We start from the raw sequence: 19,434 nt of genomic DNA, 5'->3' as shown, positions 1-19,434 counted from the left end.
GGAAGGCAAGCCTCCCTCACCTTAGCGGAGCCGACCCGGCATAAGCCTCACCAGCGCCCTGCTCGCCTACCTGCTGGCCTTCAATATCCTCAAGTGGACGGGCGCTGCCTACCTGCTGTGGCTGGGCCTGCAGATGCTGCTTAAGCCGCGTCACGCATTCAGCCTGGGCAGCAGCGACGCGCAGCGCCATGGCCTCAGTCCTGCTCGTCCTCCCCTTGGTCATTCTCGCCGTGCCGGCAACCTCGACGGCCATAGTCGTCATCGTCGCAGTCCTGATCGCCATGCCGCTGATCTTCATAGCGATCATCGTCATGGCCGTAGCGACCGTAGCCTTCGGAGTAGACGCAGCCCGCCGTGGTGATAATGACCAAGGCCAGGGCGACACGGGTGAGAAACATGATGATTGCTCCAGTGCATGGGGATAGCATTTACAACCTAAGGCGCCGTAACGGGCAAAAGGTTGGCCTGCCTGAAACAGTAGACCGATTCAGCGCCGCCGAGGTCGCCACCCCATGACCTTGCCCCTGCCCGGTTACCCGCAGTAGCTACTGGCTAGCGCTGCAAATGCCCATAGAGCGTGGCGTACAGCCCGCCCTCGGCGATGCTGCCGCCATCGAACACCAGCCTCGATCCGCCGAGCAACGTTCCCCCTGCTGGATAGCCACGCCGTTGTCTTGGTCCTGGAGAATGGAAGTACATCATCTCGACCTTAAGCGGTGTGGTGCTGAACGGTCAGCGCATGCCTGGCTGCACGGCGCCGCAGCCCTCAATCAGGTGCCCATGCTCTAGCTGTACTCTCTCGGTAGCTTGTTAATTTGGGGTATTCCCGAAGTGGAAAGAACAGACAACATCACTCTGGAGGGGAATTTCAGCAGCACCGGCCAATGGCCATCCATCGGAAAATCGGCTTGCAGCCGGGGCTTCCGGGCCGGCTTATCTGGCAACGCGCCCCGTCTGGTCAGGGCGTTCAGGGCAGGTTGTGCTGTCCACTCGCAGCTCCTCTCCCGACCATCGGCATTGCACGAAGGCCGGCCATGGGCCATATGAAGGCGTAGTGCCAGCAGGATCGAAGGCGCTCGCCCATCTGGTAGCAGGGAGGCTCGCCATGCCCCGAGTGAATGAACAAACGCTCTACGACGAACTGGTCGGCCTTTGCTATGAGTGCGTCCTGGATGCGAGCGCCTGGCAAAACCTGCTTTCCAGCCTTGCAGAAGCCACGGGGCGGCAACAAGGCGCGCTGCTGTTCTGGAACCAGCGCAACAGCGGCGGGCAGGTTTCGAATGTCTATCGGCTCGAACCGAAAGCCGCCGAGGCCTACAACAGCTACTACTGCAACCTCGACCCCACTCGCCTCTATATGTCCAACCGGACAGTCGGCAACTGGTATCACGATACCCAAGAGCTGGGCCTCGAACGTATCCGGCGCGACCCTTACTACCAGGAATACCAGCTCCCGTTTGGCATGAAGAGCCTTTCCTGCGTCAAGCTGCACAAAGTCGCGCAAGCCGAGGTATTCCTTTCCCTGGTCATCAACAAAGACGCCCACCCACCCAAGGAACAGCAGCAGCGCCTGCTCAACCGCTTAACCCCACACCTGATCAAAGCGGCCCAGCTGTCCGACAAGATCGATGGCCTCGAATTGGAATTGGCCAAACGCGACCTCTTGCTCGACCAGCACCCTGCCCCGCTCTGGCTCACGGACGGCGAAGGGCATGTCGTTTATTGCAATGGCGCGGCGCAGCGGCATATGCACCTGGCCGGTTCCAGCCTGTACGAAAACTTCGGCCGTCTGCACTGCAAGACCCAGGATGCCCGCCTGCAACAGCTACTTCGCCAAGCCGCTAGCAAAGGCGCTGCCAACCGCGCCGGCTGGCTGCGCCTGAGCACCCCGACAGCACAAGACGTGCTGATCACCCCGGTACCGGCGCGATGCGCCGTTCAACCGCTTTCACCAACAGCCGCTAGCACTGCTGGCGCTGCTGGAAAATCAATCCCAGAGCGGCCTGCTGGCCGAACTCTTCCGACTCACCCCCGCCGAACAGCGCCTGGCCGAACGGCTGGCGCAAAGCCTGACGCCGGAAAATTGCGCCGAGCGCCTCGGCGTTTCCCTCAACACCGTGCGCAGCCAGCTCCGCGCCTTGTTCCGCAAGACCGACACCGAGCGCCAGGCCGAGTTGGTGCAGCTCTTTGCACGCGTGCAGCAGCGTTAAACATGCTGATCACCCCGCCATCAGCCCAAGATGACTCGCCGCCCCGAGGGGAGCTATGCCATGCCACGAGTGGATGAACAGAAGCGCTACGACGATTTGGTCGGCCTCTGTTACGAGTGCGTACTGGACGAAAGCAAATGGCCCGACCTGCTCGAACGCCTCATGCACGCCTCCGGCCGCCAGCAAGGCGGCCTGCTGAGCCAACTCAAGCATGCCAATTTCGTGCAGATTTCAGAGGTCAACTTCTTCGATAGCGCGGCCCTCGCACCCTATAGCCAGCATTACTGCCATATGGACCCAGGGCATCTGTTTATGCCCCAGCGGGCTGTCGGCCACTGGTATCACGATGTCATGGACTATGGCGTCGCAGCCATTCAGCGCAGCCCTTACTACCAGGAGTTTCACCGCCCCTACGGCTTGGGCAACCTTTCCAGCATCAAGCTCTACGAAACCGCCACCTCGAGTGCTTACCTGTCACTGCTGACCAATTTGGATGCCAATTCTCCAAATCAGCAGCAGCAGAGCCTGCTCAAACGCATCGCCGCCCACCTCACCACCGCGGGTCGCCTGTCCGAACGCATCCATCACTTGGAGCTGGGCCTGGCCAAGCGTGACTTGTTGCTGGATAACCACCCCGCCCCGCTCTGGCTGCTGGACGCAGACGGGCGCGTGCTTTATTGCAATCACGTAGCGGCACGACGCCTAAGCCAGAGCGGCTTCCCGCTCCATGAGCGCCTCGCTCATCTGCACAGCAAGCACCAGGACACCAGCCTGCAAGCACTGATCCGCCGCGCCGCCGGCAAGGGCGGCCAGCGCCGTGCCGGTTGGCTGCGCCTCAACGCCACCCAGCAACAGGAGCTGCTGGTCACTCCGGTACCGGCGCACGCCAGCTTCAACCAGCACTTCCAGAAGCCGCTGGTGCTGCTGGCGCTGCTGGAGAAGCAGCCGAAGATGGGCCTGCTGGCCGAGCTCTTCCAACTCACCCCCGCCGAACAGCGCCTGGCCGATCTGCTGGCGCAAAGCCTGACGCCGGAAAGTTGCGCCGAGCGCCTGAGCGTCTCCATCAACACCGTCCGTAGCCAGCTCCGCGCCTTGTTCCGCAAGACCGACACCGAGCGCCAGGCCGAGTTGGTGCAGCTCTTTGCACGCGTGCAGCAGCGGTAAAACTGACTCGTGCTGGAAGCCGCCATTGATTCAGGCAACAGCCCCCAGCCCAGCTCTCAGCAGCGGTACTCGGCGAGCCTTTTCGGAGGGTGGGTGAACCCACCAACCTCTCGCCAGGCCCCGCCCCAGGACTGCGGCCAGCCGATAAGGCGCCGGTCCGTTTAGCCGCGGATGCTGGGTTGCCACCCCACCCGACGTCTAGTCCATTGAAGAAATTTTCACTCGACAACATGGGCTCGTAGGGTGGCTCAGTTCGGCTCGGAGAGATGGGTAGCACCTGTCAGTAGACATGGGGAACGGGTTGTTGGTGAATACAGGAGGAGCACGCAGAGACACAAAAGCCCGCAATCTGCGAGCTTTTGTGAGTTTCTTGATGCGGTTACAACCAGAGTCGGATATTGGTCGGAGCCTACCGCCGTTACTTCAACTTGAAGTTCGCGCTAAGTGTGGCGCCATCATTGAACTGCACGTTGAGCCGTAGGCACTGACCGCGGAGCGCCGGCGTCTTCCAGTTGTAGATGAACTGCGAAGACGTGCTGTCCCAGCGCAACTCGGTGCCGCCGGTGGATGTCGCCACCTGCTCGACCGCGTCCTCGCCGCCGACGCAGCTCACCGAGATGTAGTCGATTCCCGCGACCGTTGCAGTGTCCGTGACGTACGCGCCGTTCGCGTCCAGCAGTCGCCACTTCACCGGCACGGTGGAGCCGTTCTTCACGGAATTGAGCACTGGCAGGTTGTCTACGGGCTGGAAGAAGCCCTGGAACGTGTAGCGCAGGGTCACAGTCTGCGTGCAGGTGGCGCTGTTGGCGCTGTCATCGGTCGCCGTCCACATCACCGTGGTCACGCCCGGCGGGAAGCTCGTCGGCGCGTTGTTCGATAGAGTGGGTGTTGCATCCACCGCATCGGACACGGTCGCTTCGCCGAGGTCCACGGTCTGGCCGGGAACGCCGGTGACATTCGCGGGGCAGGTCATCTCGGGCGCAGTGGTATCCACGACGGTCACGCTGAAGCCTCCGCTCGCGCTATTGCCCGCCGCATCGCTGACCGAACAACTAACCGGCGTGGTGCCGAGTGCGAACGTGGAGCCGGACACCGGCGTGCAGGTGACTGGCACGCTGCCGCTCACCAGATCGCTTGCGGTGGCGGTGTAGCTCACCATGCTGCCGGAGGGGCCAGTCGCTTCGGCTGCAATGTCGGTCGGTAGACTCAGCGTGGGCGGCGTGGTATCGACCACCGTCACGGTGAAGCTGCCGGAGGTCAGGTTGGCATCGCTGTCCGTCGCCTCGCAGCCCACCGTGGTGCTGCCGAGCGGGAAGGTCGAGCCCGAGGCCGGCGTGCACGTGGCCGCGATCGCGCCGTCTTCCGGATCGTTCGCCGTCACCGTGTACGTCGCCACCGCGCCCGCTGGGTTCGTTGCCTCCAGTATTTGATCCGCCAACCCATCGAGCGTGGGCGCAAGCGCGGCGAAGGCGTCGGCGAGATCGTCGATACTGTGCACGTAGGCGAACTTGAGCGTGGTGGATTCGCCGGGTGCGAGGTTGCCGAGGTCGAAGGACAGCGACATCGCGGCGTCAGCATGCTGCGGGGACGCCGGCGTCGGTTGGTACGGGCTGTTCAGATCGCGATCAGCGTCGACAATTGGCCAGCCAACGCCTGAGGCGGCAACTGCGCGCGTGTCCACGGTGCCGAGACCGAGGGTAATGCCATACCCAGTCTCTTCCGACATCGCGAGCACCTTATTAGTGTTGCCCGCAGGTATCGCGGCAAGTGCCGGCCGCGCGCCAGCAGGGCGCGGAGACTGGAACTCGACCCAGTTCAACGTGTCGAAGAAACCCCCGGTGGGTATACCCTGATCCGGATCTACGCCGCGCAGATATTCCACGGACGTCATGGGAACCGTGCCGGTGTTGGTCAGCGTAACCTCCACCAGCATGAAGCCCTTGTCCGCGGGGATGGTCACCTTCTGTTGAACATCCAGCTGTTCATCCCCGAGCGTTTTTCTGCCCGCCCAGTCCGCCATTCCGGCTGCGGGCGTGCTCTGGCCGATCAGCGGAATCTCGAAGTGGCCTATGGCGCCGGCGTTGGTGAATTGACGTTCAGTGCCGGTCGGGTTGGTCCATTCGACGACCCAGCCTTCGTACGGACTACCGGGCAGGAAGTAGTCTCCCGCGTAATCTGGCGTGCCCACGGTCCAGCCGTTTTTCTCGAAGTCGGCGATGAAGCCTAGACCGCAGGTCACTCGAGAGGAATGAAATTCCGGGGGGGCACATAAGGCGCTCCCGAACGAAGCGGCATCATGTATGCCAGCCTCGACGTAATCGCCCTTGATGAATACGTCGGCGTGCGCGATGCCGGAAGCGAGCCCCGCAGCCAGTACAGCGCCGGCGACCAGGTCGCGACTAATGGTTTTCAAGATTGCGTTCATCACTCACCCTCCTGGCTGCCAACTGAAAGTTCCACCGGCACGCCGGTGGTACTGGTGGCCGAGACGCTGGCGCCGATGTAGGCGCCGAGTTGCTCCAATTGCTCGGTCTGCGAGGTATGCAGCCTCCAGCGCGCGGTCACTTCCGCGCCGGGATACAGGTATGAGAACGCAAGGCTATCCGCGTCGGGCGACGAAAAGATGATGCCCGCCGGCCGTAGCGTGACGTCGTCCAGCGCCTCGTCGCCGCTGTTGCGCAAGGTGAGGTCCACCGTCAGCACCGCCCCACCCTCGACTACGTCGAGAGAGACCTGCGTGTGATGCGCGTCGAGTGCGACCTCCGCTTGCGCGTGCAGTGCGACAGCCGTGACGGCCGCGATCAGGAGCTTTTGCGATAGCTGCCGTGTCACGCCAAATCTGCTACCGCGTGCCGGCTTCGGCTGGACCGGGACGGCCCGCACTAACCCTGTGGTGCAGTTCATTTTCATCTCTCCTTGGCCACGTGCAATGGAAGTTCCGCAACGGCCGTGGCCAACGCCCGAGACGGAATCCCGCTGGCGGACTCTAGGCATCGTCGCGGTAGTCCAGGAAGTTTCCAGCGGCATCGAACAGGCTGAGTATCGAGTTGAATCCCAGGCTGTAGTCGATATCTAAGGTGACGGTGGTGCCGGGCTGGGTGACGTTGAAAACGTAATAGTCGAAGGCCTCGCTGCCGGAGGCGCTGAGCGACACCCAGGGCACGGTCTGTGCTTCGGTCATGTGCGGCTTGGGGCTCAGCACGAACTGGCCGTTCCGATTGAAGGCGGTTTCCAGGCTGTGGTTGTCGCTGACCTGGGGCATGACGGCAATGCTGGCGGTGATTAGCGGGGCATCGTTGGTGCCGGTGATGCGGAACGCGCAGGTGTAGGTCAGGCTGTCGCCATCCACATCGACGGAGGTATTGGCCGGCAGGGTGAGGCTGAACGAGCTGTCCTCGTCGTCCTGCTGTCCGTCGGGCTGGTTGGCCAGGATCGGTGCGTCGTTGACAGCGGTGAGGGTGAATTGCAGCGAAGCAGCGACCGACTCGCCCTGGCCATCGTTCACCCGGTAGATGAGGGTGACGCTGCCGTTGTAGTCGCCTACCGGGGTGAAGGTCCAACTGCCATCGACTTTGTCGGTCAGGCTGTAGCTGATGCTGGCCATGACGCTGTCGTCGCCGGCATTGGCAGCCTCGATCACCAGGTCGCCCGCGTCGTCGACGAAATAGCTGTCGTTACCGAGCCCGCCTTCCATGCGGTCGGCGCCGCTGCCGCCATCGAGGCTGTCATTGCCGCCGTTGCCGTAGAGGCTGTCATTGCCACCGAGGCCCAGCAGCGTGTCGTCGATGGGGTTGCCATTGAGGGTGTCGTCACCCTCAGTCGGGGTGGCAGGCGGATAGTAGAGGTTGGCGAGGATGTCACTGCTGAGCCAACGACTGCCATCGGCGAACTGGATACGGTCGATCTGATGGTCTGCGTCGAGAAAGTACTGGCTCACCGTCAGCGTTTCGCCGCTGGCGAGCACCGTCAGCACCAGGTCGTTGCCGACTCGGTACAGGCGGATGTCGGCGGCGTTGAGATTGCTCAGCTGGACGCTGTCGAGGTCGTTTGCTCTGCCGCCGCTGTTATCGATCACATCGTGGCCATAACCCAGGCCGAAGCGGTAGATATCATTACCGCGCCCGCCGGATAGCCAGTCGTCACCGGTACCGCCGTCCAGGATATCGTCACCGGCGTTGCCGGACAGGGTGTCATTGCCACCCAGGCCGTTGAGAGTGTCGTTTTTGCTGGTGCCGTTGAGGGTGTCGGCTCCGTCGTTTCCGTTGAAGGTAGCCATGGTCTTGCTCCTGTCTCGCTAAGCCGCGTGTTGACAGGAGAACTTTAGGACCGCGGAAATGCCGCTCCCTCATTCATATGAATGACGTAGAAGGCCGTCTGACAAACGGTCTATTGGGATTCCGAAAGACTGGTGCTTCGGCGCGGGCATTGCCTAACGGCACCTATGGTGAGCTCCACCAACGATCAAGCTCAATGCTGCTGCAGGTGCCCGTAAAGCTTGGCATACAGCCCGCCTTCGGCGATCAGCTGCTGGTGGCCGCCGTCTTCGGCGATGCTGCCGCCGTCGAATACCAGCACCCGATCGGCCTGTTTCACCGCGCTCAGGCGATGGGCGATGATCAGGGTGGTGCGGCCGTGCAGGAACTGGTTGAGCGCCTGGTGCAGGGCGTACTCGGTGGCCGCGTCCAGGGCCGAGGTGGCCTCGTCGAGTATCACCACCTTGGGCTCGGCCAGGACCATGCGGGCAATCGCCAGGCGCTGACGCTGGCCGCCGGACAAACGCACCCCGGAACGCCCGACTACGCTGTCCAGCCCCTGCGGTAAAGCGCGAATACTGTCGGCCAACTGGGCGATTTGCAGGGCCTGCCAGCAGGCGTGATCGCTGCGCGCGCGGCCCATGCACAGGTTGGCGCGCACCGTGTCGTTGAACAGCGCCGGATGCTGCAAGACCACCGCGACGTTCTCGCGCACGCAGTCCAGGCCGATTTCCTGCTGGCTGCTGCCGCCGAAGCGGATAGTGCCGGCCTGGGGTGTGTAGAGGCCCAGCAACAGCTGCACCAGGGTGCTTTTGCCGCCGCCGCTGGCGCCGACTATGGCGACCTTCTCCCCCGGCGCGATGCTCAAGTCGAGCCGATCGAGCACCGGCTCCTCGTTATAGGCGAAGGTCAGGCCGCTGACTTCGATGCCCACCGTATCACGGCCCTTGAAGGGGTCGACACGGGCCGGGTATTGCGGCTCATCGCTGCGCGCCAGCAGCTCGTTGATCCGCGTCAGCGCGCCACCGGCGGCATAGAAGGCGTATTGCAGGCTGAGCAGTTGCTCCACCGGGGCGATCATAAACCACAGGTAGCTGAACACCGCGAGCATCTGGCCGATCGACAGGTCGGAGAACAGCACGGTGAGCATGGCCACGGCGCGAAACACATCGATACCGAACTGGAACAGCAGACCGCTGGCGCGGTTGGAGGCGTCGGTCTTCCACTGCGAGGCCACGGCGTAGTCGCGTACCTCCTTGGCGCGGCCACCGAGACGGCCGAGGAAGTAGCCCTGGCGATTGCCGGCGCGGATTTCCTGAATGGCTTCCAGGGTTTCCGTCAGCGCCTGGGTAAAGCGCGAGGTGCTGTCATTCTCCAGTTTCTTCAGGTGCTTGACCCGCTTGCCCAGCAGCACCGTGGCGTAGATCACCAAGGGGTTGAACAACAGGATCAGCAATGCCAGCTGCCAGTGCATCCACAGCAGGATGGCGGCGGTGCCGGCCAGGGTCAGCATGGCCACCAGGAAGCGGCTCAAGGTTTCGCCGACGAATTTGTCCAGGGTCTCCAGGTCGGTGACCAGATGGGTGGTCACCGTGCCGCCGCCGAGGCTTTCGTATTCGCCCAGGGAAATACGCTTGAGCCGCTCGATCAGGCGGATGCGGATGCGGTAGACGATGTCCTTGGACAGGCGGGCGAACAGGCGCGCCTGCAGCACGTTGAAGATCAGCGCAGAACCGCGCAGCAGCAGGGTCAGCACCAGCATCAGGCCGATATAACCGGCAGCGGTTTGCCAAGCGCCGGGCAGGAAGTTGTCCATCACCTTGAGCGCCGCATCGCCGTCGTGCAGCAGCACTTCGTCGACCAGCAAGGGCAACAGCAAGGGAATCGGCACGCTGCACAGGGTGGCCAGTACCGCGATCAGGTTGGCCAGGAGCAGGGCTTTCTTGTGGTGCAGGGCCAGCCGACGGATTTCTGCCCAGCTCAGGCGATCAGGCATGGGCTGCCCGCTCCAGCCAGCGCGCCAGCAGCGGCTGCAACACCGCAAGCGGCTGGTAGCCGTTGGTCAGCAAGGACATCTGGCCATTGCGCTCGGCCAGCAGGGTGGGGAAACCGGAAATGCCCAGGTCCTGCACCCAGCTGAAATCCGCGGCGGTGGCGGCGCGCTGCTCGGCGCTGTCGAAGGCCTCGGCAAACACGATGCGCGGAATGCCGGCGCGCTCGGCCAGCTCGACCAGCACGCTGGCGCGGGTGACATCCACGCCCTCGGTATAGAACGCCTGCTGAATCAGGCGGGCCAAGGGCCAGACGCTTTGCGGGTCGAGGTTACGCGCGGTGACCAGCGCCCGGCAGGCCGGCTCGGTGTCGTAGACCAGGCCTTCGGGCAGGCCGGCATTGAAGTTGAACATCTGCCCGGTGCTGGCGTTGACCGCCTGCCAGTAGCTCAGGTAGCGCACCCGCGCGGCGCCATCGATGGCCACGCCATCGCGGCGCAGGCCACCGAGTACCAGCTCCAGGGCCACGCCGGCCGCCGCGGCCTGCTCGGCGAGGGACTCGAGCACCGGTGCAAAGCCCCAGCACCAGGAACACATAGGGTCCATCACGTACAGCAGGCGCGCTTGCATGGTCAGCCCTCGGTCGTTTGACGGGGATTGTAGCCAAGTGGATGGGGCATATTGCGCGCCTTGGCCAGTTCGATCTGCTTCTGCCGCTCCCGGGCGCCGGCGCGGGTCTTCTCCGGCAGCGAGTCCCAGCAATGCGGGCAGCTGACGCCCGGACTGTAGAACTCGGACTGGCGGTCTGCCACGGAAACCGGTGTGCGACAGGCGTGACACTGGTCGTAGTCGCCTTCAGTCAGATCGTGGCGCACCGTGACCCGGTTGTCGAAGACGAAGCAGTCGCCCTGCCATTTGGTCTGCTCCTGGGGCACTTCTTCCAGGTACTTGAGGATGCCGCCCTTGAGGTGATAGACCTCCTCGAAGCCTTCACCGAGCATATAGCTGGAGGCTTTCTCGCAACGGATGCCGCCGGTGCAGAACATCGCAACCTTCTTGTGCTTGTCCGGGTCGAAATGCGCCTTGATGTACTCGGGGAACTCGCGGAACGACTTGGTCTTGGGGTCCACCGCGCCTTCGAAGGTACCGATCGACACTTCATAGTCGTTGCGCGTGTCGATCAGCAGCACTTCGGGGTCGGAGATCAGGGCGTTCCAGTCCTGGGGCTCGACATAGGTGCCGACCTGCTGGTTGGGATCGACGCCGGACACGCCCAGGGTGACGATTTCCTTCTTCAGCTTGACCTTGGTGCGGTAGAACGGCTGCTCGTCGCAGTAGGACTCTTTGTGGTCGACATCGGCCAGGCGCGGGTCCAGGGCGAACCAGGCGAGCAGGCCATCGATACCGGCGCGGCTGCCGGAAACCGTGCCATTGATGCCTTCTTCGGCGAGCAGCAGAGTGCCCTTGATGCCGTGCTCCAGCATGGCTTGCAACAGGGGTTCGCGCAGCGCCTGGTAGTCCGTCAGGGAGACGAATTTATACAGCGCCGCCACAACAATCTTGTCGGTCATACAGTCAGTTTCCTTCAGTAGTCGCCCACGTAAAGGGCGGACTGGGATACAAAAAATTGCCGGGAGCGATTTTTGACGTCGCCCCGCGACGGCTCGCAGAGTGGCAGCCATGGATGGCGGGCCACAAATAAATACGCCGGCCCAAGGTCGTTTAACCCTGCGCCGGCGATTGCTGCAGTTTACTGTCCTTCAGGCTGGCCGTGTAGAGGCCAATTGCCTCAGTGGCCGCCTTTGCAGGTCGGCGAGGCCGGTGCGGCGCCCTGCTCGGCCCACTCATCGGGGGTGTAGGTGTGCAGCGCCAGCGCATGCACCTGCCCCATCAGCTCACCCAGGCTGGCATAGACCTTCTGGTGGCGCTTTACCGCATTCAAGCCGGCGAACTGCGCGCTGACTATCACCACCTTGTAGTGGGTTTCCAGGCCCCGACTGTGCATATGGCTTTCATCCAGCACTTCGAGGTGCTGGGGTTGCAAGGTGGCCAGGGCCGCCTGCAATAGGTCGATTTTCGGCATTGCGGCTTCCACTTAGGGCTTGGTCGGGCTCAGCTTGGCAGTCATTTCCGCCAGCAATTGATTGACCTTGGGCACCGCGGTTTCCAGCTTGCTTTGGGTCAGTTGCGCCGACTGCGAGGTCAGGCTGGGCATTTTTTCCAGGACTTTCTGCCCCAGCGGCGATTCGTAGAAGGCGATCAGGTCCTGCATTTCCTGCTCGCTGAAGTTGCTGGTGTAGAGCTTGACCATGTCCGGCTTGATCTTCTCCCAACCGACGGCCTGCTCCAGCGCTGCGGTGGCCTGGGCCTGGTAGGTTTCCAGCAGGGCCTGGTTGCTTTGCGGCGCCTTGCTCTCGGCGAAGCGCTTGGCAAACATTTCCCGCACCTGGCCATACACCGGCACCGCCAGCTTGTCGGCCCGGGCCAACAGCAGAAAGCGCTCGGCATCGGCCGCATGACTGCGGGCATCGGCGAACACGGGGGCACTAGCACAGGCCAGCAACAACGCAGCACAAAGGGCGGGTAGACGTGACATGAATAACTCCTGAATTAAGAAAAAGAGTCCTGTTCGACTCCCGTTAGGCGCATTTTGTCCCCAAGCTGCGACCAGACTCAAGCACGGTACCCGCAGCACGTCGCAAAACTACTGTGCCCGCTACGTTCTCCAACGGCCCGCTTGCGTGCAGTGGCGCACAGCCCAAGCGTGCACTGGCGCACCGCCTGCTGAAAGGCCAAAATGCCAGCACTTGCCGCGCCTGCCGATGCCTGTGCATGCTCCAAGGCAATAATCATCTACACTGCTTCAGTGTTGGCACCTGAGCCTGCGACTCCTGTACACACATGGACGTGTTCAATGAACAGTTTCACTCATCCAGAGTTCTTCACCGCCACCGCGCTGTGCACCAGTCAGGGCCAACTTAACCCCCAGGCCATCGGCTGGTCGCCACGACCTTTGACCGACTGCACTATTCCCGGCCGCTTCGGGCGGCGTAAACGCTGGAACCATTGGTGCATCACCACCCCACAGTGGATTCTGTCGCTGACCCACGCCGACCTGGATTACCTCGGCTACGGCGCGGCCTATTTCCTCGATCTGCAAAGCGGCCAAGCCATCGCCTACAACCAAGTGCGGCTGTTCGGCATCGGCTGCGAGCTGCCCGACCAAGCGCAACAAAGCCATGAATTCAATCACCCACGCCTGCACCTGCGGGTGGCCGAACACACCGGGCGCACACGGATAACCGTCAGCGCACCGGATATTGGCGGCCAACCCCTGCACGTGGCCCTGGATATTCAGCGCCCCGCCCACCTGGACTCGGTCAATCTGGTCGCGCCCTTGGGCCCGCGTAGCTTCCATGCCACCTGTCGGCAACTCGGCCTGCCCTGTAGTGGCAGCGTGCAAGTGGGTAAACAGCACTACAGCTGTGTCAGCGGGCAAAGCTTCGCCTCCCTGGATTTCGGCCGCGGCGTCTGGCCGCTCAATAGCCACTGGACCCGCGCGGCATTCGCAGCACCCGGCGGCATTGCCGGCAACTTCGGCTCCGGCTGGACCGACCATAGCGGCCTGTCGGAAAACACCCTGTGGTTTGGCGGCGGCTTGCAGCACCTCAATGCGCCGATCAGCATCAGCCAGACGGCGCACAAGCCCCTGGCCACCTGGCAACTGCACAGCCAGGACGACAGCGTCGCGCTGACCTTCAGCCCCTGTCAGCGCCATCAGACCCACCGCCGCTTCGGTCCCTTCTATGCTGATACTCAGCAGTGGTTTGGCCATTTCGACGGTGTGCTGCGCGGCCCACAAGGCGAACGGGTGCCGGTGAATGCCGCGCTCGGCTGGCTGGGCGCGACGCACGCCCGCTGGTAAGCCTAGGGTCTGTTCCCGTTTCGTTCGCGGCCGCGCCGGAGCCAGTTTTAGCGCGAGGCAAGGCACGAGACACGAAGTTTGGTTATTCCAAATGAGTGTCGAGAAACGCAGTATCGCGCTAAAGCAGGCCCGGCCCGTAGGGTTGCGCGGAAAATCTCGCCATGCGTTGTTGCGGGACTTGGCAAGGGAACACCATTCCCTGCGCCCCACGCCTAGCCTGGCGAGATTTTACGCAGCAACGCGGCTCACGACGAAGCGGGAACAGACCCTAGACTCCGCAAGTCAGGCCGGCATTCTAACAGGCCGTTGAAAACTACTGCGCGCGGCTTGGCTAGGCTGGCGGCGAATGCGCGCACTGCCAGCTAACAATGGGGCAACAAACTATCCTGACCAAGCCGTCAACGCGTAGACTGCGCGGTTTCCCGACACATTGCCGGATACCTGTCATGCCCGCCGAATCCCGCCTGCAACGCGTCAGCAGCGAAGTGCGCAGCCTGCTGAAGCTGGCCATCCCTATCATCATCGCCCAACTGGCGCACACCTCCATGGGCTTCGTCGACGCGGTGATGGCCGGCCGCGTCAGCCCCCGGGACCTGGCGGCGGTGGCGCTGGGCAACTCGATCTGGGTGCCGGTGTTTCTGCTGATGACCGGCATACTGCTGGCCACCACGCCGAAGGTCGCCCAGCGCTTCGGCGCCGGCGAACAGGCCGATATCGGTCCCCTGGTGCGCCAGGCGCTATGGCTGGCGCTGGCGGTAGGCGGCTGCGCCGCGATCCTGCTGTGGAACGCCGAAATCGTCCTCACCCAGATGCAGGTCGACCCGACGCTGATCGAGCCCGCCATGGGCTATCTGCGCGCGGTGGCCTGCGGTTTTCCGGCGGTGGCGCTGTACCACGTGCTGCGCTGCTTCAGCGACGGCCTCGGCCACACCCGGCCGAGCATGGTGCTGGGGCTGTGCGGCCTGGCCCTGAATATCCCGTTCAACTACATCTTTATCTACGGCAAGTTCGGCCTGCCGGCCATGGGCGGGGTCGGCTGCGGCTGGGCCACCGGACTGGTGATGGGCTTTATGTTCCTGGGCATGCTTGGGTGGGTGAAATGGGCCCCGGCCTACCAGAGCAGCAAGGTCTTCAGCCGTTTCGACTGGCCGAACTGGGCGGTGCTCAAACGCCTGCTCTCGGTCGGCCTGCCGATTGGCATCGCGGTATTCGCCGAGTCGAGCATCTTCGCCGTGATCGCCCTGCTGATCGGCGGCCTGGGCGCCGCCGTGGTGGCCGGTCACCAGATCGCCCTGAACTTCAGCGCCATGGTGTTTATGATCCCCTATTCCCTGGGCATGGCGGCGACCGTGCGCATAGGTCAGGCGCTAGGCCGTGGCGACCCCCGGCAGGCGCGCTTTGCCGCCGGGGTCAGCGTGGCCACGGCCTTGGCCTATGCCTGCCTGTCGGCCAGCCTGGTGCTGTTGCTGCGTGAGCAGATCGCGCAGATCTATTCGCCGGATCCTGCGGTCATCGCAGTCGCCATGACCTTGCTGGTCTATTCGGCGCTGTTCCAGTTTTCCGACGCCATCCAGGTCACCGCGGTCGGCGCCCTGCGCGGCTACCAGGATACCCGGGTGACCATGCTGCTGACCCTGTTCGCCTACTGGGGCATCGGCCTGCCGGTGGGTTACGCCCTGGGCCTGACCTATTGGTTCGGCACGCCCAGCGGCCCGAGCGGGTTGTGGCAAGGCCTGGTGGTGGGCTTGACCTGCGCCGCGGCGATGCTGGCGGTGCGCCTGACCCGTAGCGCCGGCAAGCGTATCCGCCTGGCTAAGGCCTGACCAAGGTGCCGTAAACAAGACGGCCAAAACGTAGCCCGGATGCAATCCGGGAGCGGATTTGCAGGGCTAGGCTGCCCCGGATTTTATCCGGGCTACAAAAAATTGCCGGGAGCAATTTTGAACGTCGCGTAGCGACGGCCAGCAGGGTGGCCGCCATGGATGGCAGGCCATAAAGAATGCCGCTCACTTGTCTTAAGTGAACGGCATTACGCCCATCAGTCGGTCTTCTTGCGGATCCAATACAGGTAAGTGCCCGCCTCTTCACTCTGCGCCAACAGCTCGTGGCCGAGGAACATGCAGAACTTGGGGATATCACGGCGGGTCGAGGGATCGGTGGCGATCACCTTGAGCAGGCCGCCGGCGACCAGGTCGCGCACCTGGTTGTGCAGCATCATCACCGGCTCTGGGCAGTTCAGCCCAGAGGCGTCGAGGGTGGCATCGGGAATGGCATCGGGTTGCAAAGACATCGGCAGGCTCCAAAAACAGGCGGCTATTCTCGCGCAAAGCTGTGCCTCAGGTCACCTATGGCGCTTAACGGCATCTGGATGGGCAGCGGCTCGCCTGAGCAGGCGGCAAGTCCGCGCCCAACCCATTGGGCGCGTCAGCGGGCTATTTGCTTAAGCGGCGCAGATGGCAGGTCACTTCCTCGCGGTCGTGATAGAGCTGCTTGCAGGCGATCGACACCTTGATCTTGCGCTCGGCAAAACCATCCTCGAGGCGCTGCAGCAGGCGGCGCACTTCGGCGTAGCGCTGCTTCATCGGCAGCTTGAGGTTGACCACCGCCTCGCGGCACAGGCCCTCGCCTATCCAGGTTTCCAGCAAGGCGGCGCTGCGTGCGGGCTTCTCGACTATGTCGCAGACCATCCAGTCCACCGGCTGGCGCGGCTTGTAGGTGAAGCCGTCGACCATCAGGTGCTGCACCAGACCGGTGTCCATCAGGCTTTCGGCCATGGGGCCGTTGTCGATGGCGGTGACCAGCATGCCGCGCTTGACCAGCTGGTAGGTCCAGCCGCCCGGGGCGGCGCCCAGGTCGACCCCGGTCATCTCACCCGACAGGCGCTCGTCCCACTGCTCGCGGGGAATAAAGGTATGCCAGGCCTCCTCCAGCTTGAGGGTCGAACGGCTCGGCGCCTCGCGGGGGAACTTCAGGCGCGGGATACCCATGGGCCACAGCGCCGAGTTATGCACCTCGGCCATGCCGACAAAGACCTCGCGGCCGCTCTTGAACGTCAGCAGCAAACGCGGCTTCTGCGCATCCTCCACCAGCTTGCCGGCCTTGCTCAGGGCGTTGCGCAGCGGCGCCTCGAACTTCTTGCAGAAGTTCGACAGTTCCTTGCCGTCGTTGGTATCCAGCACTTCCAGCCACAGGCTGCCAAATACCGGAGCGTCAGCCAGATGGGCCAGCAGCACGCTGATGCGGTCCAGCTCCGGCAGGTCGATAAACACCCCACGCGCCCACTGCCGCGGGAAAATCAGCTGATTGAAGCGCACCCCGCGCATCAAACGCTCGGCGCCATCCGCCTCGGTACAGATAAATTCTGCGCAGGCGGTGCTCGGCTTGGCCTTGGCATAACCGGCGACGTCCAGGCGGGCGGCGTGCTCGGCGACTTCCGCACACACCTCGTTCTCAAAACCGGGGCGGCAGTGCAGTAGCAAGGTATTTATCGGCGCGGTATTCATCGGGGCTCTCCTCAAGGCGCGCATCATAGCCGAGTCGCCCGCGCCTGAGCGCAAAGGTCAGCGCGGAACCGGCCAAGACAGAGCGATAGCCGTGAGCTTCGGGTTAAACTGGCGCCCCTGCAGCGCGGCACAGAGCCCTCTAGCACAGAGACTTTGCTTACTTACACGGACATTCGGCAGGAGCCGCCTTGCAGCCTCCAGCAAGGCGAAGACGACTAACGCCACCCGCCCTGGCCCAACTGTTAGCCCGCTTTTTGCCCACTACCGACTCTGTGATGCTGCACGGCCTAAACTTTCGCCGGCAACGGCCGAAGAACCGGTATCGCTTACAGGAATAAAGCACGCCATGCGCAATAACCAACCTATCACCCAGCGTGAACGCACCTTTGCGGCCCAGCAACGCCTGATCTCCACCACCGACATCAAAGGCCAGATCACCTATTGCAACGACGCCTTTATCGAGATCAGCGGTTTTTCCCGCGATGAGCTGATGCGTGCACCGCACAACCTGGTGCGCCACCCGGATGTGCCGGCGGCGGTGTTCCAGCATATGTGGGACACCCTGAAAAAGGGCCTGCCTTGGATGGGCATCGTCAAGAACCGCAGCAAGAATGGCGACCATTACTGGGTCAATGCCTATGTCACGCCGATTCTGGAAAACCGCCAGGTGGTGGGCTACGAATCGGTGCGGGTCAAACCCAGCAGCGAGCAGATCCGCCGCGCCGGAGCCCTGTACCAGCGGATCAACAGCGGCAAGTCGGCCATCCCCAGCAGCGATAGCTGGCTGCCGGTGTTGCAGAATTGGCTGCCGTTTATTCTGATCAGCCAGATCGGCTTTCTGATCGGCACCTGGCTCGACAGCAGCTGGGGCTTCCTCCTCGCCGCCGGCCTCTCGATCCCCCTCGGCCTCGCCGGCTTGGCCTGGCAGAACCGCGGCCTCAAGCACCTGCTGCAACTGGCCGAACAGGCTACATCCGACCCGCTGATCGCCCAGATGTACACCGACAGCAGCGGCGTGCAAGCGCGCCTGGAAATGGCCATGCTCAGCCAGGACGCCCGCCTGAAAACCTGCCTGACGCGCCTGCAGGACACCGCCGAACAGCTCAGCAGCCAAGCCAAACAAGCCGATGCCCTGGCGCACAACAGCTCCGCCGGACTCGAACGCCAACGCATGGAAACCGACCAGGTGGCCACCGCCATCAACGAAATGGCCGCCACCACCCTGGAGGTGGCGAGCAACGTGGCGCGCACCGCCATCGCCACCCAGGACGCCAATCGCCTGACCAGCGCCGGCCGGGGCATCGCCGCGAAAACCCGCGAAGCCATTCAGCGCCTGTCCATCTCAGTGGGTGAAACCGGCGAAACCGTCACCCGCCTGGCCCACGACAGCAACGAAATCGGCGGCGTGGTCGATGTGATCAAAGGCATCGCCGACCAGACCAACCTGCTGGCCCTCAACGCCGCCATCGAAGCCGCCCGCGCCGGTGAAATGGGCCGCGGCTTTGCCGTGGTCGCCGACGAAGTGCGCTCCCTGGCGCAGCGCACCGCCGAATCCACCGGGCAGATCCACCAGCTGATCGCCAAACTGCAGCGCACCGCCGAAGAAGCGGTAATGACCATGGAGATCGGGCGCAAGCAAGCCGACGAAGGTGTCGAGCGCGTGCAGAAAGCCGACGACGCCCTGGCCGGGATCAGCGAAGCGGTGGCCAATATCACCGACATGGCCAACCAGATCGCCGCCGCCGCGGAAGAACAAAGCGCAGTCGCCGATGAAGTGAACCGCAGCATCACCACCATCGCCCAACTGGCCGACCAAACCGCTGGCGAAGCGCAAAGCACCGCCCGGCTCAGCGCAGAACTCACCGCTACCGCACAAGGCCAATACTCCTTGGTGGAACGCTTTAACCGCTAAACGCAAGCAGGCGCACCGACCTGTCGGTGCGCCCCGCTCCCCCAACTGCGGACAGTGCGAAATCACCCACGCCCCCATTTGCAACACTGCCGGACTCCTGCGTTCAGGCTGGCTGGAGCCTTTTCTCATTACCGCCAGCTATAGCCGGAGCGTCCCCTCTAGTCGGCATAGACAGCCGCTATGCGAATGGAATAGCTTCTGACGCAAACCTGCTGGTGCAGCTGATTCAGCAGCTTAAACCTGGCGTCTTCCATGTCGCGTTTTTCGCGATATTATCCAGGGAAGACAAAGACTTAACGGACGGCAAAAACGTTATACGACACGTAAAGGCGACATAAGAATGTCGCCTAATTAATAGTTAGGCAAGTGGGAGCCTTATTAAATCGTTCACTTGAAAATTCCACGCGGCTAAAAATGTACGTAACATCGGCGGTTCATCTCCACACCGCATCGCCTGTAGTAAGTGCCGTCATTTG

16 protein-coding genes and 1 pseudogene are annotated in these 19,434 nt (G+C 63.0%); 5 read left to right on the top strand and 12 right to left on the bottom strand.

Annotated features, from left to right (window positions below; all coding sequences use genetic code 11):
* Positions 1-194 precede the first annotated feature (194 nt).
* Both Q8Q83_RS14425 and Q8Q83_RS20260 read right to left on the bottom strand, forming a co-directional pair.
* Positions 195-398, bottom strand: coding sequence for a hypothetical protein (locus Q8Q83_RS14425; protein WP_305624831.1), 204 nt, complete (start codon positions 396-398; stop codon positions 195-197).
* Positions 399-552: 154 nt separating this feature from the next.
* Positions 553-624, bottom strand: a pseudogene (locus tag Q8Q83_RS20260) (hypothetical protein); the annotation flags it as partial.
* Between the two features lie 481 nt (positions 625-1,105).
* On the opposite strand from Q8Q83_RS20260, the gene Q8Q83_RS20255 reads away from it, so the two are divergent.
* Positions 1,106-2,287: a helix-turn-helix transcriptional regulator gene (locus tag Q8Q83_RS20255; RefSeq protein ID WP_371132414.1), complete on the top strand. Its 1,182-nt coding sequence runs from the start codon at positions 1,106-1,108 to the stop codon at positions 2,285-2,287.
* Positions 2,271-3,374 carry a helix-turn-helix transcriptional regulator gene (locus Q8Q83_RS14415; RefSeq protein WP_305624830.1) on the top strand — a complete coding sequence of 368 codons (1,104 nt, stop codon included), beginning with the start codon at positions 2,271-2,273 and terminating at the stop codon, positions 3,372-3,374. The genes Q8Q83_RS20255 and Q8Q83_RS14415 overlap by 17 nt, the downstream gene beginning before the upstream one ends.
* Before the next feature lie 418 nt (positions 3,375-3,792).
* Here Q8Q83_RS14415 and Q8Q83_RS14410 read toward each other — a convergent pair whose 3' ends face one another.
* The 8 genes from Q8Q83_RS14410 to Q8Q83_RS14375 form a co-directional block, all read right to left on the bottom strand.
* The gene (locus Q8Q83_RS14410; RefSeq protein ID WP_305624829.1) at positions 3,793-5,799 is read right to left on the bottom strand and encodes a PxKF domain-containing protein; all 2,007 of its coding nucleotides are present in this window, start codon (positions 5,797-5,799) and stop codon (positions 3,793-3,795) included.
* The gene (locus Q8Q83_RS14405; RefSeq protein WP_305624828.1) at positions 5,799-6,278 is read right to left on the bottom strand and encodes a hypothetical protein; all 480 of its coding nucleotides are present in this window, start codon (positions 6,276-6,278) and stop codon (positions 5,799-5,801) included. The genes Q8Q83_RS14410 and Q8Q83_RS14405 overlap by 1 nt, the downstream gene beginning before the upstream one ends.
* 82 nt (positions 6,279-6,360) lie before the next feature.
* Positions 6,361-7,650, bottom strand: coding sequence for a cadherin-like domain-containing protein (locus tag Q8Q83_RS14400; RefSeq protein WP_305624827.1), 1,290 nt, complete (start codon positions 7,648-7,650; stop codon positions 6,361-6,363).
* A gap of 191 nt (positions 7,651-7,841) precedes the next feature.
* Positions 7,842-9,623, bottom strand: a complete 1,782-nt coding sequence (locus tag Q8Q83_RS14395) for an ABC transporter ATP-binding protein (RefSeq protein ID WP_305624826.1) — start codon at positions 9,621-9,623, stop codon at positions 7,842-7,844.
* The gene (locus Q8Q83_RS14390; protein ID WP_305624824.1) at positions 9,616-10,248 is read right to left on the bottom strand and encodes a DsbA family protein; all 633 of its coding nucleotides are present in this window, start codon (positions 10,246-10,248) and stop codon (positions 9,616-9,618) included. The genes Q8Q83_RS14395 and Q8Q83_RS14390 overlap by 8 nt, the downstream gene beginning before the upstream one ends.
* Positions 10,249-10,250: 2 nt before the next feature.
* Positions 10,251-11,189, bottom strand: coding sequence for a rhodanese-related sulfurtransferase (locus Q8Q83_RS14385; RefSeq protein WP_305624822.1), 939 nt, complete (start codon positions 11,187-11,189; stop codon positions 10,251-10,253).
* A 218-nt stretch (positions 11,190-11,407) separates the two neighbouring features.
* The gene (locus Q8Q83_RS14380; RefSeq protein ID WP_305624820.1) at positions 11,408-11,701 is read right to left on the bottom strand and encodes a BolA family transcriptional regulator; all 294 of its coding nucleotides are present in this window, start codon (positions 11,699-11,701) and stop codon (positions 11,408-11,410) included.
* 12 nt (positions 11,702-11,713) lie between these two features.
* Entirely contained in the window at positions 11,714-12,214 is a 501-nt protein-coding gene (locus tag Q8Q83_RS14375) for a DUF2059 domain-containing protein (protein ID WP_305624819.1), read from the bottom strand.
* 318 nt (positions 12,215-12,532) lie between these two features.
* On the opposite strand from Q8Q83_RS14375, the gene Q8Q83_RS14370 reads away from it, so the two are divergent.
* Both Q8Q83_RS14370 and Q8Q83_RS14365 read left to right on the top strand, forming a co-directional pair.
* The gene (locus Q8Q83_RS14370; RefSeq protein ID WP_305624817.1) at positions 12,533-13,543 is read left to right on the top strand and encodes a DUF2804 domain-containing protein; all 1,011 of its coding nucleotides are present in this window, start codon (positions 12,533-12,535) and stop codon (positions 13,541-13,543) included.
* 446 nt (positions 13,544-13,989) lie between these two features.
* Positions 13,990-15,366 carry an MATE family efflux transporter gene (locus Q8Q83_RS14365; protein WP_305624815.1) on the top strand — a complete coding sequence of 459 codons (1,377 nt, stop codon included), beginning with the start codon at positions 13,990-13,992 and terminating at the stop codon, positions 15,364-15,366.
* Positions 15,367-15,581: 215 nt separating this feature from the next.
* Here the strand turns inward: Q8Q83_RS14365 and tusA are convergent, their stop codons facing one another.
* The gene (gene tusA / locus Q8Q83_RS14360; protein ID WP_305624813.1) at positions 15,582-15,833 is read right to left on the bottom strand and encodes a sulfurtransferase TusA; all 252 of its coding nucleotides are present in this window, start codon (positions 15,831-15,833) and stop codon (positions 15,582-15,584) included.
* Positions 15,834-15,975: 142 nt separating this feature from the next.
* Complete coding sequence (gene rlmM, locus Q8Q83_RS14355) at positions 15,976-17,031, bottom strand: 23S rRNA (cytidine(2498)-2'-O)-methyltransferase RlmM (RefSeq protein WP_305624832.1); 1,056 nt, start codon at positions 17,029-17,031, stop codon at positions 15,976-15,978.
* A 361-nt stretch (positions 17,032-17,392) separates the two neighbouring features.
* Between rlmM and Q8Q83_RS14350 the strand changes: the two genes are divergently transcribed.
* Positions 17,393-18,958, top strand: a complete 1,566-nt coding sequence (locus Q8Q83_RS14350) for a PAS domain-containing methyl-accepting chemotaxis protein (protein ID WP_305624811.1) — start codon at positions 17,393-17,395, stop codon at positions 18,956-18,958.
* Positions 18,959-19,434 lie beyond the last annotated feature (476 nt).

The sequence above is a fragment of the Pseudomonas sp. genome (assembly GCF_030696055.1).
Taxonomy (GTDB): domain Bacteria; phylum Pseudomonadota; class Gammaproteobacteria; order Pseudomonadales; family Pseudomonadaceae; genus Aquipseudomonas.
This window is presented reverse-complemented; position numbering and strand designations above follow the sequence as displayed.